We start from the raw sequence: 15,155 nt of genomic DNA on the forward strand, positions 1-15,155 counted from the left end.
TTGATGGGAAACAACCAAACTGGCTTGAAACGTGAGATTGGTATATTGGGCGTAGTCACCAATGTTCTTAGTATCTCAATTGGAAGTGGAATATTCCTCTTGCCAGCCTTGGTATTTGTTATTTTAGGAAACGGAAGTATTCTAGCCTATATTTTTTGTGGACTGATTTTTTTAGCCCTTGGCTTATGCTTCGCGGAAGTAAGTAGTCGAATCTCCGATACAGGAGGGATGTATGTTTACATAGAGCGGGCATTTGGCCCTTTGGCTGGTTTTCTAGCGAATATTACCTATTTATTTGGAGTAGCCGTATTGGCCTGTGCGGCATTGCTTAATGCCATGGCGGATATTGCCTCCACCTCATTTCCGCTTATTCAGGAATCATGGGTAAGAATCTTATTTTTCCTATTGATTTTGGGAATCATATCCCTACTTAGTATTCGAGGAATTAAGGACAGTATGGTCTTTGTAAAATTACTGACTTTCACAAAGGTTTTGGCAATTCTAGCACTGATGATTTTTGGGCTTTCAGCAATCAATTTAGAAAACATCATGTGGACTGGATTTCCTGAATTTTCCAAAATTGGAGAAGCTTCCCTCCTCTTAATTTTCGCTTTTCTTGGGGGTGAATTAGCATTAAGTATCGGGGGTGAAATGAAAAACCCAAAGCGGACCGCACCTTTAGGATTCGTGATTGGAATATTTGGAGTGGTCTTAATTTTCTGTTTAATCCATTTGGCGGTTCAAGGAGTCCTTGGCCAGACTTTGGTCGACAATCAGGATGCCCCTCTTGCAGAATTAGCAAAAAATCTGGCTGGAAATATTGGGTTTATTTTGATCCTTATTGTCTCATTTATTGCAGTATGGAGCACATTTAGCTCCATTTTTTTACTTAAGAACCGGATTCTTTATGCTGGAGCTGTAGATGGACTTTTGCCAAAAATATTCGCAAAACTTCATCCCAAATATGGCACACCAACCATCGCTATTCTTTTCTTAGCAATTTTAGAATTAGTAATTGCAAGCACGGGAACCTTTCGATACTTACTGATTTTAGTTACAGCTAATTCCATTCTGATCTATTTAGGTGCAATTTTAGCCTTTTTTAAATTCAGGTTAATAGATAAAAAACCAGGTCCAGAAGTATTCAAAGTAAAAGGAGGATACTTTATTGGAACATTTGCCTTGATTGCATTGGCCTGGGTTTTTTCACGCTTACCATGGGTGGAGATTCAGGGAGTTTTAATTTCCCTTGTCACCTTAACCCTGATTTATTTTATGCTTAACTATTTGAAAACCAAAAGGGAAAAAGAATTTACCTAGCTTTTTTGCAAGAAAATCCTCACTCATATGACAAAAGAATTTTGGTAAAATTAATATCATCCCCCATTCATGCTCCAAACCATAAACCCAACCCATTTATCTAAAAATCAACCAAATATGAATATTAAATTTTATCTAATAGCTGTATTTGCGCTAGTATCATCTATGCCGCTAAATGCCCAGCAGAAATCAAACTTGGAACTCAGAGACATTTTTGATCTGGAGTATGTGACAAATCCATCCATTTCACCAGATGGAACCAAAGTAGTTTATGTCAGAAATTTCAAGGACATCATGACTGACAGAGATTATTCAAACCTCTGGATTAGTAATCTTGATGGAACTCAAAACCGCCCATTAACTCAAGGGAATCATCGGGATCTAGGTCCAGTCTGGTCTCATGATGGCACCAAAATCGCCTATAGATCCAATCAACAAGATGATAAGATGAAGCTTTTTGTCCTCTTTCTGGACACCCAAGAATCCGTGGCATTAACCAATTCTGCAAATGCACCAGGTCCTGTTTCCTGGTCCTATGACAATCAGGAATTGGCTTTCACTCAGTTTGTTCCCAAATCCAAAAAATCAATCCTGAACATTCCAACTAAGCCTGAAGGAGCAAACTGGAATGAATCCCCCATCTATATTGATGAGATGAATTACCGTGGTGATGGTGCTGGGTATTTCAAGGCAGGAAATGCTCAGATATTTACGATCGGACTAGCAGGAGGTACCGCTCGACAACGGACTTTTGATGATAATAATTACAGTTCTCCAATTTGGAGTAAAGATGGAAAAAGCCTGTTTTTTTCCGCCAATCTTCATGAAAATCATGATTTGGAACCTGGCAATTCCGAAATCTACCAACTCGATCTTCATTCAGGAAATGTCTCCGCATTGACATCGAGATTTGGACCAGATAGTGGGCCTGTACTTTCTCCTGATGGGACACAGATTGCATATACAGGATTTGATGATTCATATCAAGGGTATCAGGTAACAAATCTTTATATAATGAACATGGATGGTTCAGGGGTTAAAAACCTGACTGCAGATCTGGATCGAGATGCTGGAAATCTACAATGGGAAGCGAATGGAAAAGGAATCTATTTTCAATATGATGAATTTGGCGATACAAAAGTTGGGCATGTAGCACTTACTGGCAAAATAAGAACGGAAGTAGAAGGGCTTGGTGGCTTGGATCTAGGGAGACCTTACAATGCCGGTGATTTTTCAGTTTCTAATAATAACAAGTTTGCCTTTACCCTGGGAGGCCCGGAACATCCCTCCGATTTAGCGGTTTGGTCCGATGGGGAAATCAAAAGGATTACAGCTCTAAACGACGATGTTTTCTCCTACCGTAATTTAGGAAAAGTGGAAGAAATCTGGTGGGAATCCTCCTTTGATGGATTGAAAATCCAAGGATGGATTGTAACGCCACCTAATTTTGACCCAAATAAAAAATATCCGTTCATTCTGGAAATCCATGGAGGTCCTTTTGCCATGTATGGTCCTGCATTTTCGTATGAAATTCAGCAATATGCCGCTGCAGGTTATGTTGTGCTTTATTCCAATCCGAGAGGAAGTACCGGTTACGGGCAGGAATTTGGGAACGCTATTCATCATGATTATCCGAATCATGATTATGAAGATTTGATGTCCGGTGTGAATGCGGTCATTGAAAAAGGATATATAGACACCGACAACCTCTTTGTCACTGGTGGTAGTGGCGGTGGTTTGCTGACTGCCTGGATTGTAGGAAAAACCGATCGTTTTAAAGCTGCTGTCGTTGCAAAGCCCGTGATCAACTGGTCCACACATGTCCTATATGCCGATAACCCAGCATTTTTTACGAAATACTGGTTTCCCGGCAATCCATGGGAAGAACCTGAAAATTATGCCAAGCGCTCTCCAATTACTTTTGTTGGAAATGTAACTACTCCCACCATGCTCCTGACTGGAGAAGCAGATTACCGAACTCCTATAGCCGAGTCGGAGCAATTCTACGCAGCATTGAAATTACAGGAGGTAGAGACTGCGATGGTACGCATTCCCAATGCCTCCCACGGTTTGGTCGATAGACCCAGTATGCTGATGAGCAAATCGGCTTCTATTTTAAGTTGGTTCAACCATTACAGAGATCAAAAATAACTTCCCTTCAACTCAAATTGACATGAAAAAGCTCCTATTTACTTTGATTTTGACTTGTTCCATGATGGCATTCATACATGCCCAAGGAATAGTATACCCAGCCATTCAGGGATATGGAGGCGTCAACGAAGTTCCGTTTGAAGCTATTAAACCGGATCCCAACAAGAAGTACCGATTCGTCATCGAATTCAGCAACAGGATAGAAGACAAAAAAAAGGTATCAGATGATTTAGACTACGCTGCCAGAATGTACAATCTGCATATTTATGCAGGGGTTCCAAAAGAGAATATTGATCTGGCCTTCGTGGTTTTTTCTGGTTCAACACCTATTGTTCTTTCCAACGAAGAATACAAAAAGCGATTTGGAGTAGAAAACCCTAACGGTGAACTCTTGGACGAGTTTAAAAAACATGGCATCAGGGTGATTGTTTGTGGACAATCCATGATGAAGCAAGACCTAACCCCTGAAATGATCTATCCAGGAGTGGAAATGGCAGTTTCACGGTTTACAGCGACAACTGACTTGATGAACAAAGGATACCTATTGTTTACCCTTTAATCTTTCCCTATGAAGCCTTTAACAAAGCCATTTTTCAGGTTATTCTTAGTCTTATTAATGCTTCTGACTTTCCAAGTATTTGGACAAGAAACCGAAATCAATCAAATCCTTACCCAAAGGGAAGCATCCAATCAAGCCTTAAGAAATTTTGATGATGTCCTTAACAATACGTTCTTGACTGAGGATGTGTTAATAACTACCGGAGCAGGAACCTTGATATCAGGAAAAGCTAAGCTGATGGAATATATCAAAAATTCAAGTGGTCCTAGAATGTATTGGGTGAGAACCCCAGATGAAATCAAGGTAAATCCTGAAACCAACTTAGCCTGGGAAACTGGAACTTGGAAAGGGTTTGTAGAAGGGTTAAAAGAATCGATTGTAGGCGGAAAATATTCCGCTCAATGGACGAAGGAAACTGGAGTTTGGCTAATTCAATCCCAATTATTTGTAACCCTACCTAATTGACCTAATGATGAGAAAGAATGACGGGGTGGAGAAAGAGTCAACATCCAAAAAAACAAAAGAAAAGCGAGGCTTGGTCTCCTATCTCAAAGATTTTTTCATGCTTTTTCTGGCAGTATTTTGTGGGTTTCTGGCTGAAAATTACCGGGAATCTCTCAGTGCTCAAAAGATTGAAAAGGAATACATGGTTTCACTGATTGAAGACTTGAAAACAGATACCTCGAATCTTAAAACCTATATAGCATTTAGGAAAGAAAGGAGTAAAAGCATGGATTCTTTAGCGGTAATGATTCTTTCTGAAGAAAGAAATCAATTTGGAAATCAGATATACTATTTAGCAAGGCAAGTCTTTAACGAAGAACCATTTATATACTCTGATGGCACCATTCAACAGCTAAAAAATGCAGGAAATCTTCGCCTGATCAAAAAAAGGAACATTGTCGATGAATTACTCAATTATGAAAAGAAAGTAAGGATTGTGGAAGAATGGGACCAAAATGAAAACAAAACAAAATCTACATTCAGGGAGATGGGAGGAAAAGTATTTAATTCCAATGATCTTAATGCAACCATGGATGCAAATATGAAATTTGTCCTCCCTACAACGAACCCTCAGTTGATTACCGATGATTTCAACACCATCAATGAGTTGGCATTTCAAATCCATTTTTTATCTAAAATGTCCTTGGGAAATAGTAATCGAGCAGAATCCTTGCGAAAAAGTGCCATAGAACTATTAAGGTTAGTACATGAAGAATATAACTTAAATTGACTATGGCAAAGTCCTTAAAAAACCAAGGGCCGACAGGTAAAAAAAGCCCGCTAATTCAATCCATAAATCTGGATAAAAGAAACTGGGAATCCTATATCAAAGAATTTTTGATGTTGTTCCTAGCAATCGTCCTCGGTTTTTTTGTAGAGAATCTTCGAGAATCCTATGTGGAGCAACAAAGTGCCAAAGTACTTACCCAATCGATGCTGGAGGATTTAAAACAAGACAGAATTGCATTACAGGAAGCAATAAGGTTTGCAGAAGAAAAAGACCTGGTGATCCAAAATTTCCTCCAAATGCTTCACGCTCCAAAAGAATCTTGGGATACAGTAGCCATTTATAAAAGCATGACGACGGTTTTCACCACTTTCCCTTTCTCCCCTACAGATGGCACCTATTCGCAAATGAAATCATCGGGAACACTTCGATATTTTAATCAAATGCTAGTCAATCAAATGAATGCCTATGATAATCAGTTGAAGAAAACTGTTTTTAGAGATGAAATTGTTGAAAAGGCTGAATGGGAATTAGTCCCGCTAGCAGGTACTCTGATCAATTTTGAAGTAACTGGAGAATTACGATTTGACAAGCCGGTAACCAAAGAAATGTACCTCAAAATTCCCGATAAAAACATTTTGGATATTCTTATCAATAATGTCGCTGTTGTTCGGACAATGATGGGAAGATCTCTTCAGGAGTATAAGTCTCAACTTACTTTGGCAGAGGACCTTATTACTGAGCTAGAATCTCGGTAATCTCTGGAAAAATATCGATATTATATTCCTTACTTAATAAACCTTCTGAAAAATTCAGTTGGAATGTATGTAAACAAATAATTAGGAAATCATGGGAATGTTTTGGGATTTAATTCAGCAGAGTGAAATAGAGGAACAAAAGGAGAAGGCAGTTTCTATCGAACAACGTGTACTTTATTTAGAGGAAGAGCTTGAAAAGACTAGAAAACTTTTAATAAAAACATTGCATCTACTGGAAAAACATATTGGAAAAGATATTGATGAAGATGGAAAGTTAGGGTAAACAGCAGTTTTTTTGGTTAAAAACAAGTTATTATATCACTCTTTCGAAGAATCCGACAAAAACTCATTCAGGAAAACAAGTTCACCCGCTATTTGGCTTATGCTTTTGGAGAAATTTTTCTAGTTGTGATTGGAATTTTGATTGCGCTTCAAGTAAACAACTTTAATAACGGAAGACTTGCAAAAATAGAGGAAGAGCGGATAATTGAAGATTTATCTACTGAAATCTTACTTGCAATGAAAAGCAGGGAAGAAATAAGATTAGAATATTCTACCACAATCACACTTATTGCTCAAGCTTTAGATAAAATCTATTCCAATCTCCCAGCTTCTTTATCTGATGAGGAATGTAGAAGCATAGTATTTTCTCATATTATCCGTTGGGATCCTCATACCATTTCGACGCTTGAAGAAATAGTAGCAACAGGAAAAATCTCACTTTTAACAGATATTGAGCTAAGAAATATGCTGGTGGAGTTCAGAAACTTGTCCATAAGAAACAGAGAACGTTTAAATCAAACCATTTTTGAAGCAAATGTCTTGGTGGATGATTATCCAATAGAACTAAAAAGAACTTGGAGTCTTGAAATTCAAGATTCGGAATTTGCTTGTGACATAAACAAGATTAGAACCAATGATGCATTGCTTGCAAAGTTGCAAAGCAACAGAGGAAGAATGACTTCTCCGAGAAGCTCAGCAAGAAGAGAATTAGAAATGCTACAAGCTATTCAAAAGCTGATTAACAATAGAAACATAAAATAATGCTTCACTACCTTCATCAAAAACTCATTCTTTAAGTAAACTCCTAACAGTATTTGCTATACGCCGTTGAAGAAATTCTTTTGGTTGCCATTGGGTTTTTGATTGCCTTTTCACTTAGGAATTTAGCCAGCAATCCTTAGGAATCTAAAGAAAAATTGGAACTCCTTATTTCAATAAACCCCTATGATCTTTGGGGTTTCATTTAAAACTTGATTGGTTCAATCGAAAGTTTATCAAAATATTTGAACAGGAAATTACGGGAATCAACCTGTATACAAAATCAGGATAAATATTTATAATTTTTTTGCTTAATTCTATAATTAATCCTATAAATCATCAAATCACAATATTAATTTTTTAGATTTTCAATTTCATAGTCTTTAATTTTCGATATTGCTTCCTGCTAATTTATACAAAACATGAAGACAATTTATGCCCTAACCTTAGTCCTTTTCTTGTCGCTTAAGGTCAATGCCCAAAATGACATTTATGCAACTTCGCAAAAGCCGGATACCTACTCCAAGCCCAAAGAAAATACCTCAGTAAAAACTCCTGGAGAATCAGATGAAGTAAAAAATATTATGAGTATAAAGGCAGGAATTACAGATCCATTCCTTGCTTTTACTTATGAACGCTTATTTTCACAAAAGGTAGGCGCAGAAGTCGCTATCGGTCTTATTGGCCTTTCAGTAGGCCCAAAATTTTATCTCCCTTCCATAAGGCCCGAAAAAGTGAATTTCCATACCGGTGTAGTTGTGGGATGGGGATTTTTTGCCCAAGGAATGTATGGTTATTTACCAATCGGCATTAACCGATTAACTAAAAATAATTTCATGCTTAGTTTTGACGTAGGGCCTCAATATATATTTGAAGACGAGCAATTTCTCCCAGGAATCAATTTTAGGATAGGAAAAGCCTTTTAAAACCGAATGAGGAATTTAATCTTTCCCGGTTTTTTTATCTAGCAAATTTTCAGCTATCCTGAATTTAATTTAATAGAACTTTTTTTAGAGGATTACGAGTAATTTTCCTGTTTTTAAAACTTTTTTTAGGGCCATTCATGTTTTAGAATGGCCTGACAAAACTCAAAACCCAGCGATTACAATTCAATCATTTCACTTTTTTTCAGATCATAGAATTAATGTATCTTATTGATTCTTTTTCAGTTTTATTTGAATTTCCAATGCTCACTATATTCCGGAAAATCCGCCAAAAACTCCTAACTCAAAACAAGGTCACTCGCTATTTAGCCTATGCCATAGGTGAAATTTTTTTGGTTGTCATTGGAATTTTGATCGCCCTACAAGTAAATAACTGGAATGAAAGTAGAAAAGAGGATGCAAGAGAGCGGGAACTATTAATATATGCATTGGAAAATATTAAAACAGATTCCTTAAGCTTGGACAGCATCACATCAAGAACAGATAAAATACTTGCAGTACAAAGGGATTTGATTCTTCTTTCAGAAAATAAAATTCCTGCACAATCCATTGGAAACCTTGATTTGATTCGAGCTTCAGAGCCTAATATTTTGATTATCAAAAAAAACAATCCCAACCTTCCAAATGAAGTAAAAGACCAAGAGATAAAGAAAATGCTCTTGGATCATTACTTGACAATAGAATGGTTGGAAAACACCATTCTCAAACATAATGATATTATTGAGGGTGTAGTGAGGCCCTTTATGGCAGAAAAACAACTACTGAATTATGGAGAGCAATTAAACACCGACCGCGCGAAATTTGATTTGGTAAACGATGAAAGGTTTTATGAAGAGTTCAAAAATGAAGAACTCAGGCAGATTTTATTCGAATCGGGAGTGAAATTGAGAATAATGAGAACCAATGTTGAAAGAGTCGCCGAAAAAAATGAAAATTTAAAGAAAGCTATCAACTCATATCTAAACCATCGATGATCTCTTTTTTTAGAAAAATCCGCCAAAAACTCCTTTCCCAAAATCGGGTAACCAGATACCTCGTTTATGCGATAGGAGAAATCCTATTGGTGGTTATAGGTATTCTAATTGCACTTCAAGTCAACAACTGGAATGAACAGCGCAAAGCAGCAAACAGATGGAATACCTATCAAAAACGATTCCTTGAAGACTTTGAGGTAATTCTGGAGGACACAGATAATTCTATCCGTGGAAATGAAAAAAACTTGAGGAATTCAATCTTGGTGAAAAACTCACTGGAGTCTAAAAACCTACATGATTCTAGTAGAATAAACTTTGAAACCTACCTAGGTCAATATCACCAGTATTACATGACTATGACACCCTTTTCTACTTACGAAGAGATGATCAGCGCAGGAGAACTCAATCTGATTCCAAGTAGCAAGATTAGAGATGCCTTTTCTAGTCTTTCAGGGTATCGAAATTTCATAATCGAAGTAAACAAAGCTTACCATGATGCTGAAATCATGAAAACCAGTGAGTTTCAGCGGTATGTTCGATATACCCTTCTAAATCCAGGAACGGATTCCAGCAAAGTCATCCCTTCTTATGATTTTAATTCCATGGCTGGAGATTCTGTCCTGATCAATAAGGTTTCCCGGCAATCAGTTGCCTGGAATAGTATTTTGGGGATGTTTAAGAGGTATAAAACGTATGTTTCCGCATTTCGAGATTCGATCCAATTAAACCTGGAAAAAATTGAAAACCCTTAACCTGCTCCCATGATTTCATTTTTCAGAAAAATCCGCCAGAAACTCCTTTCCCAAAATAAGGTAACCCGATATTTAGTCTATGCGATTGGAGAAATATTCTTGGTGGTGATGGGAATATTAATTGCACTTCAGGTGAATAACTGGAATGAGAGTCAAAAAAATAAAGCCACTGAACAAAAGTTATTGAGGGAACTTAAAGACGACTTATCGGCAACTTTAGAAGACCTGAAATCTGATATAGTTATTGCCTCAGAACATTTAGCAATTTCCGATTCTATCTATACCTCCCTCTATTTAAAAGAAGAACCACCAACTGACATCAGTATTGATTTCTGGTTTTTATTTAAAAGAGGGTCACTTTTCGCAAAGATTTCGTCCTACGAATCCATAAAAAATACAGGCATTGATTTAATTCAAGATGATGCACTGAGAATTCAAATCACTAATTTTTATGAAATGAGCTTGATGAGAATTGTTAATCTGGAAAGCATTATTGCTAAAAACAGAGATGAAATTCAAAATATTTTAATCTCCCAAAAATTCAAGCAAAGCACATCTTGTGACACTTGTAAAAATTTAACGGAGCTTTTATCGCAAGAAAATCTTGATAAAAATATACTTACATCCATCAATGCTAAGACTTTAGCTACAGACACAGAATTCAATCAAAGTCTAAAGCTTCATTTTATAAGATACAATACGCTTAATAGATATTACTTGGATGCCGAGCGGGATATTGAGCAAATGATTCAAAGCTTAAATGACTATTTAAAATAGGCCTATGATCTCATTTTTTAGGAAAATCCGCCAAAAACTTCTCCAGCAAAACAGCTTCACCCGATACCTGATTTATGCTTTGGGTGAGATAATGCTTGTCGTAATCGGGATTTTGATTGCTTTACAGGTAAACAATTGGAATGAGGGAAGAAAACAGCGAAATATAGAGCTGAAGTATTTTTTAAACCTTAAAAATGATCTCTATGCCGATCTGGACAGGTTAAACTATTTGATTGATATTTCTAAAGGAAAAGTAACCGCTGCCAGTAAAGTTAAAAAAAGAGCAGATCGTGATTCGGTAGGATCGCTTTACGATTTTTCCACAGATATGCTGAATCTGATATATGTTGAAGAATTTCGACCTAATGACAATACCTATGAGGAAATGAAGAGTTCGGGAAACTTCAGTTTGATTCAAAATGACGAACTCAAATTGGAATTAATGACTTTGAGAAAAACCTATATAGAAATTCAAGCATTTCAAGAGCATCTGAGGTACGATTTTAATGTATTCCTTCAGGATTATGAGCGGTATGTCAATTGGGGTAAATATTATGACCTACCTAATTCTAATGTTCCAAAATCAGAGTTGTTATTTGATTCAACATATATCGAGAACCATCAAAAAGAAATGGAATCGGAGGTTCGCAAACTCTTAAAAAGTAAAATTTTCCTTAACAATATCTTCCTCCTAGAAATTAATTACAGATACGATATGGATGTGCTTCAAAATACTAAATCACAAATTGAAGAAATCATCCAAACATTAAATAATGAACTAGTTTTAGAATAATATCATGATCTCATTTTTTCGAAAAATCCGACAAAAACTACTCAGTCAGAATAGAATAACCCAGTACATCTTCTATGCTTTAGGAGAGATTTTTTTGGTAGTGCTTGGAATTCTGATAGCGCTTCAAGTCAATAACTGGAACCAAGAAAGGATTAGTCTAAAACGTGAAAAGCAAATACTTCAAGGTTTATATCAGGAATTTGAAGCAGCAGCTAAAGAATTAGATACAGACCTGAATGCCCGAAAGACATATCTCCGAGCAGCGAAGGCTCTTCAGGACAACCATTAGACCGGAGATGCATTAAACCTTCCAATAGATTCTATCAAACCCTTTGTTTACTCCCTACTATCAACAAGGTTTTATTCAACTGCCCATCCGATTTTAGATGACTTGTCCTCTTCCGGAAGTCTCGAACTTATCCGATCAGATTCTATTAGGTTGCTTTTGGGGACCTATATTCAGGAGAAAAATAGGTACATCTCAGTGGAGGAACGAGAAGGCAAATTTACCTACGAACAATTCATCCCTTTTCTTTCGGATATTTTGAATTTAAGCCATATCAGTTCTGACCTAATGACATCTTCAGAATTAGATAAAAATATTGAGATTTTGGAAGAGAATAATCAATATGGAAGTCTGATCTATATGAGAATTTCTCGTGTAAACGTTGCATTAGATTACGGATATAAAGTCGAACAGAGTATTGAAAATGTTCTTTTGCAACTTGAAAAGGAATTAAATAACTGGCCATGATCTCATTTTTTCGAAAAATCCGACAAAAACTACTTGCTCAAAATAGATTGACCAGATATCTCACTTATGCGATAGGGGAGATTCTTTTAGTGACTATCGGGATTTTAATCGCCCTTCAGATCAATACCTGGAATGAACAAAGGTTGAATCAAAAAAAGGAAAAATCAATACTAGAAAGTCTTCAATTGGAGTTTCTTAACAACAGAGAAAAGTTGCAAGTTATCATTCAGCATCATGAAGCTATTTTAGGAACTACAAGAGATCTAATGAAGCTTTTTAATGAGCCTGAATCGGTTCTCAAAAACTACAATTTGGATAGTCTTATTGAGAGAAGTATAGATTTCAGAAGTTATAACCCTTCCCAATCTGTCATTGAGGATTTGATTTCTTCAGGTAATCTTGATCTAATTTCTTCGGAAACCATGAGGAAATTGATTTTTGAATGGGGGACTGAAACCCTGCAAAAGGTAGAAAACTATAATACTTTGGATGAGACCTCTCAATTTTTATTGATCCCTTACTTGATGAAAAAAACATCATTGAAGAATATTGATCGGTATGGGTTTTTGAAATGGGAAGAAAAATCAAAGTTTAAGTCAGAGCCCTATAAGTTATTTCTAGATTTAGAATTTGAGAATCAATTGGACAACTATGCTTGGGGAATAGTAAATTACCTGCAGTCATTGTATATTCTTGAGGAAATTACTGATAAAATTATTTCCGAGACAAACCAAGTCCTTCTCCCAGAACAATGATCTCATTCTTTCGCAAAATCCGACAAAAACTCCTAAGAGAAAGTAAGGTCACCCGCTATCTGATTTATGCGTTGGGTGAGATTATTTTGGTGACCATAGGAATTTTAATCGCCCTTCAGATCAATACCTGGAATACTAATCGTCTGGAGCGAATCCAGGAGCAAGCAGTTTTGAAACAACTCAAGGAAGAGTTTGAGTCAAATCTTGAACAGATTGATCTCAAGATTGCTCTAAGAGATAATATTATATCCAATGCAACGGAGGTATTACATTATATCGATTCAAAAATGGAGGTAAGCAAGGATACTCTTTTCCAAAAAATGAGTCCTATCGTCATGGCTCCAACATTTGATCCCATTCAAAATGATATCCTGCAGTCCGAAAAAATCCAATTGATCAGGAATGAGCAATTACGCAGGATACTGGCAAATTGGCCGACCTATGTCACTGAGTTAAAAGAACAGGAAGAAGAGTGGGTGAAAATTTACAATAATTTCACTTCCCCTTACTTGATAGAAATTGGTCTTTCTAGGGACTTGAACCTGTATTTCTATGACAATCCTAAAAATTTAAAATACCTCATGGATATAAATAATAGTAAGGAAATATCCCTGAGCAATTCTAAAAGATCTCCATCAGTAATGGAAATCTTAAATGATATAAAAATTGAAGGCATATTATCGAATGCAGTATTGATAAATATTGGAGTCAATTGGGAGTCTGAAACCCTTAGAGACAAAATTCTCAAAATTTTAGAATTAATTGAGGGTCAAATAATTAATTGATAAAAATGATTTCATTTTTTAGAAAAATCCGACAGAAACTTTTTCAACAAAACCGGCTTACCCGGTACTTGGCCTATGCATTGGGGGAAATATTACTAGTGGTCATCGGAATTTTGATTGCGCTGCAATTAAATATTCAAAAAGAATTGGCTGAAGAAAAAAAAGAAACGGAGCAGCTTTTAATCGGTGTTCAAGCTGACTTGAAATTGGAAGCTGAACGGATAGACTTTCTGATTGACTTTTATGGGGAGATTACAGATGGCATTCAAAAGGTCCTTTTAAACTACCAAGGAAAGGAAATTAATACCAATAAAGAGTTAGGCCAATATTTCCTGAACACTTTTGAATTCCGAAAATTTTTCAAATATAATACTAGCTACCAAACACTTTACGGAAGCGGTCTTCTCCAGGGAATTGAGGACAAAAAACTATCTGAAGAAATCATTACCTATTATTCCATACAATACTTAGAGTGGTCTTTGGAGATTTATCAACAAAAAGCCAGCTCGTTTAATTTTAACAGTACCCCCCAATTTTATCCTCTTGATAAACTTGAACCAAGTGCCAATTATCAATCCATCCCTAATTTCCGATTGGATATTGATGATAATTTTAAAACCGATTTTAAAGAATTTATCAAAGAACCTGAGGTTTTGAACTTCCTCGTGGATCTCTTGCATCAAAGTGAATTGGTTTTTTTAAATCTAAAAACCTATAAAGAATCTAACCTGACTTTATCAAACAAAATAAAAAATCACCTTGAGCAATGATCTCACTTTTTCGAAAAATCCGCCAAAAACTCCTAACTCAAAATAGAGTGACCAGATACCTTGCATATGCTGTAGGAGAAATCCTTCTCGTGGTGATTGGAATTCTCATTGCATTGCAGGTAAATAACTGGAATGAAGAAAGAAAGAATAATAAAATACGTGAGATCTTTCGAAGTTCCCTAAAGAAAGATCTCCAAGCAGACACTTCCTATCTAAAAGCCACTATTCAAAAACTTCAATTGGAAAGTGAGCAATTAGCGCAGTTTAAAAGCCTTATCAATGAAATAGGGACTGATAAAAATGCTTTGATAGGCTTAATAAATACTAAAATAGAGCCTTTTATTACCCCATTTAGTGGGTTCAATAATAACACTTATCGTTCATTTGCCAACTCCGGAAGGCTTGAGCTTATAAGTTTAGACCTCCAAGAAGATCTATTTAAACTAAATTCATTTCAAGTTATTGTTGAGCGCGATTCAGAAAAATATCTTGATCTTTATTTCAGTAATATCGAGGCTTTTAAACTACCAATTCCGGTCGATATTCAATTATTACAAAATGGACCAGTCACCGATGCAATATGGAAGGCAACTAATTTTGAAACAATTGGAGTCCGACTGAACTCTTGGGGTACTTCCAAAAAGAACTATTATAGAATCATATTGCCATATTTGATTCAAGCACAAGAAAGGACAACTCAGATTCTTAAGAAATACTTTTCTGAAGAAAGTCAAAACTAAATAGTATAGGTATGGCTGTGATTCTAATTATTGAAGAACTGGAAAAGTTTT

19 protein-coding genes are annotated in these 15,155 nt (G+C 36.2%); all 19 read left to right on the plus strand.

Annotation, left to right across the window (positions count from 1 at the left end):
* The first annotated feature begins 3 nt into the window (after positions 1 to 3).
* The 19 genes from JYB62_RS13150 to JYB62_RS13240 all read left to right on the plus strand — a co-directional run bounded on the left by JYB62_RS13150 (position 4) and on the right by JYB62_RS13240 (position 15,104).
* A complete protein-coding gene (locus JYB62_RS13150; RefSeq protein WP_205645887.1) occupies positions 4 to 1,320 on the plus strand; it encodes an APC family permease in 1,317 nt (438 codons plus the stop codon).
* Positions 1,321 to 1,437: 117 nt separating this feature from the next.
* The gene (locus tag JYB62_RS13155) at positions 1,438 to 3,471 is read left to right on the plus strand and encodes a S9 family peptidase (RefSeq protein ID WP_205645888.1); all 2,034 of its coding nucleotides are present in this window, start codon (positions 1,438 to 1,440) and stop codon (positions 3,469 to 3,471) included.
* 22 nt (positions 3,472 to 3,493) lie between these two features.
* Positions 3,494 to 4,030, plus strand: coding sequence for a DsrE family protein (locus JYB62_RS13160; RefSeq protein WP_205645889.1), 537 nt, complete (start codon positions 3,494 to 3,496; stop codon positions 4,028 to 4,030).
* Positions 4,031 to 4,039: 9 nt separating this feature from the next.
* Positions 4,040 to 4,495 (plus strand): nuclear transport factor 2 family protein, encoded by a 456-nt coding sequence (locus JYB62_RS13165; RefSeq protein WP_243431578.1) that lies wholly within the window; start codon positions 4,040 to 4,042, stop codon positions 4,493 to 4,495.
* A gap of 4 nt (positions 4,496 to 4,499) precedes the next feature.
* Positions 4,500 to 5,264 (plus strand): hypothetical protein, encoded by a 765-nt coding sequence (locus JYB62_RS13170; RefSeq protein ID WP_205645890.1) that lies wholly within the window; start codon positions 4,500 to 4,502, stop codon positions 5,262 to 5,264.
* 2 nt (positions 5,265 to 5,266) lie between these two features.
* Positions 5,267 to 6,019 (plus strand): hypothetical protein, encoded by a 753-nt coding sequence (locus tag JYB62_RS13175; protein WP_205645891.1) that lies wholly within the window; start codon positions 5,267 to 5,269, stop codon positions 6,017 to 6,019.
* 91 nt (positions 6,020 to 6,110) lie between these two features.
* Positions 6,111 to 6,302: a hypothetical protein gene (locus tag JYB62_RS13180; RefSeq protein WP_205645892.1), complete on the plus strand. Its 192-nt coding sequence runs from the start codon at positions 6,111 to 6,113 to the stop codon at positions 6,300 to 6,302.
* 92 nt (positions 6,303 to 6,394) lie between these two features.
* A complete protein-coding gene (locus JYB62_RS13185; RefSeq protein ID WP_205645893.1) occupies positions 6,395 to 7,063 on the plus strand; it encodes a hypothetical protein in 669 nt (222 codons plus the stop codon).
* Between the two features lie 419 nt (positions 7,064 to 7,482).
* Positions 7,483 to 7,986, plus strand: coding sequence for a hypothetical protein (locus JYB62_RS13190; RefSeq protein WP_205645894.1), 504 nt, complete (start codon positions 7,483 to 7,485; stop codon positions 7,984 to 7,986).
* A gap of 260 nt (positions 7,987 to 8,246) precedes the next feature.
* Positions 8,247 to 8,978 carry a DUF6090 family protein gene (locus JYB62_RS13195; RefSeq protein ID WP_205645895.1) on the plus strand — a complete coding sequence of 244 codons (732 nt, stop codon included), beginning with the start codon at positions 8,247 to 8,249 and terminating at the stop codon, positions 8,976 to 8,978.
* The gene (locus JYB62_RS13200) at positions 8,975 to 9,730 is read left to right on the plus strand and encodes a DUF6090 family protein (RefSeq protein WP_205645896.1); all 756 of its coding nucleotides are present in this window, start codon (positions 8,975 to 8,977) and stop codon (positions 9,728 to 9,730) included. The genes JYB62_RS13195 and JYB62_RS13200 overlap by 4 nt, the downstream gene beginning before the upstream one ends.
* 9 nt (positions 9,731 to 9,739) lie before the next feature.
* Complete coding sequence (locus JYB62_RS13205) at positions 9,740 to 10,507, plus strand: DUF6090 family protein (RefSeq protein WP_262897662.1); 768 nt, start codon at positions 9,740 to 9,742, stop codon at positions 10,505 to 10,507.
* A gap of 4 nt (positions 10,508 to 10,511) precedes the next feature.
* A complete protein-coding gene (locus tag JYB62_RS13210; RefSeq protein WP_205645898.1) occupies positions 10,512 to 11,300 on the plus strand; it encodes a DUF6090 family protein in 789 nt (262 codons plus the stop codon).
* 4 nt (positions 11,301 to 11,304) lie between these two features.
* Complete coding sequence (locus tag JYB62_RS13215; RefSeq protein WP_205645899.1) at positions 11,305 to 11,589, plus strand: DUF6090 family protein; 285 nt, start codon at positions 11,305 to 11,307, stop codon at positions 11,587 to 11,589.
* A 102-nt stretch (positions 11,590 to 11,691) separates the two neighbouring features.
* A complete protein-coding gene (locus JYB62_RS13220) occupies positions 11,692 to 12,054 on the plus strand; it encodes a hypothetical protein (protein ID WP_205645900.1) in 363 nt (120 codons plus the stop codon).
* Positions 12,051 to 12,809: a DUF6090 family protein gene (locus tag JYB62_RS13225; protein WP_205645901.1), complete on the plus strand. Its 759-nt coding sequence runs from the start codon at positions 12,051 to 12,053 to the stop codon at positions 12,807 to 12,809. Before JYB62_RS13220 ends, JYB62_RS13225 begins: the two co-directional genes overlap by 4 nt.
* Positions 12,806 to 13,594, plus strand: coding sequence for a DUF6090 family protein (locus tag JYB62_RS13230; protein ID WP_205645902.1), 789 nt, complete (start codon positions 12,806 to 12,808; stop codon positions 13,592 to 13,594). Before JYB62_RS13225 ends, JYB62_RS13230 begins: the two co-directional genes overlap by 4 nt.
* 5 nt (positions 13,595 to 13,599) lie before the next feature.
* Positions 13,600 to 14,364, plus strand: coding sequence for a hypothetical protein (locus JYB62_RS13235; RefSeq protein ID WP_205645903.1), 765 nt, complete (start codon positions 13,600 to 13,602; stop codon positions 14,362 to 14,364).
* Positions 14,361 to 15,104 (plus strand): DUF6090 family protein, encoded by a 744-nt coding sequence (locus JYB62_RS13240; protein ID WP_205645904.1) that lies wholly within the window; start codon positions 14,361 to 14,363, stop codon positions 15,102 to 15,104. The genes JYB62_RS13235 and JYB62_RS13240 overlap by 4 nt, the downstream gene beginning before the upstream one ends.
* Positions 15,105 to 15,155: the final 51 nt, after the last annotated feature.

This window comes from Algoriphagus lutimaris (genome assembly GCF_017051705.1).
GTDB classification, from domain to species: domain Bacteria; phylum Bacteroidota; class Bacteroidia; order Cytophagales; family Cyclobacteriaceae; genus Algoriphagus; species Algoriphagus lutimaris.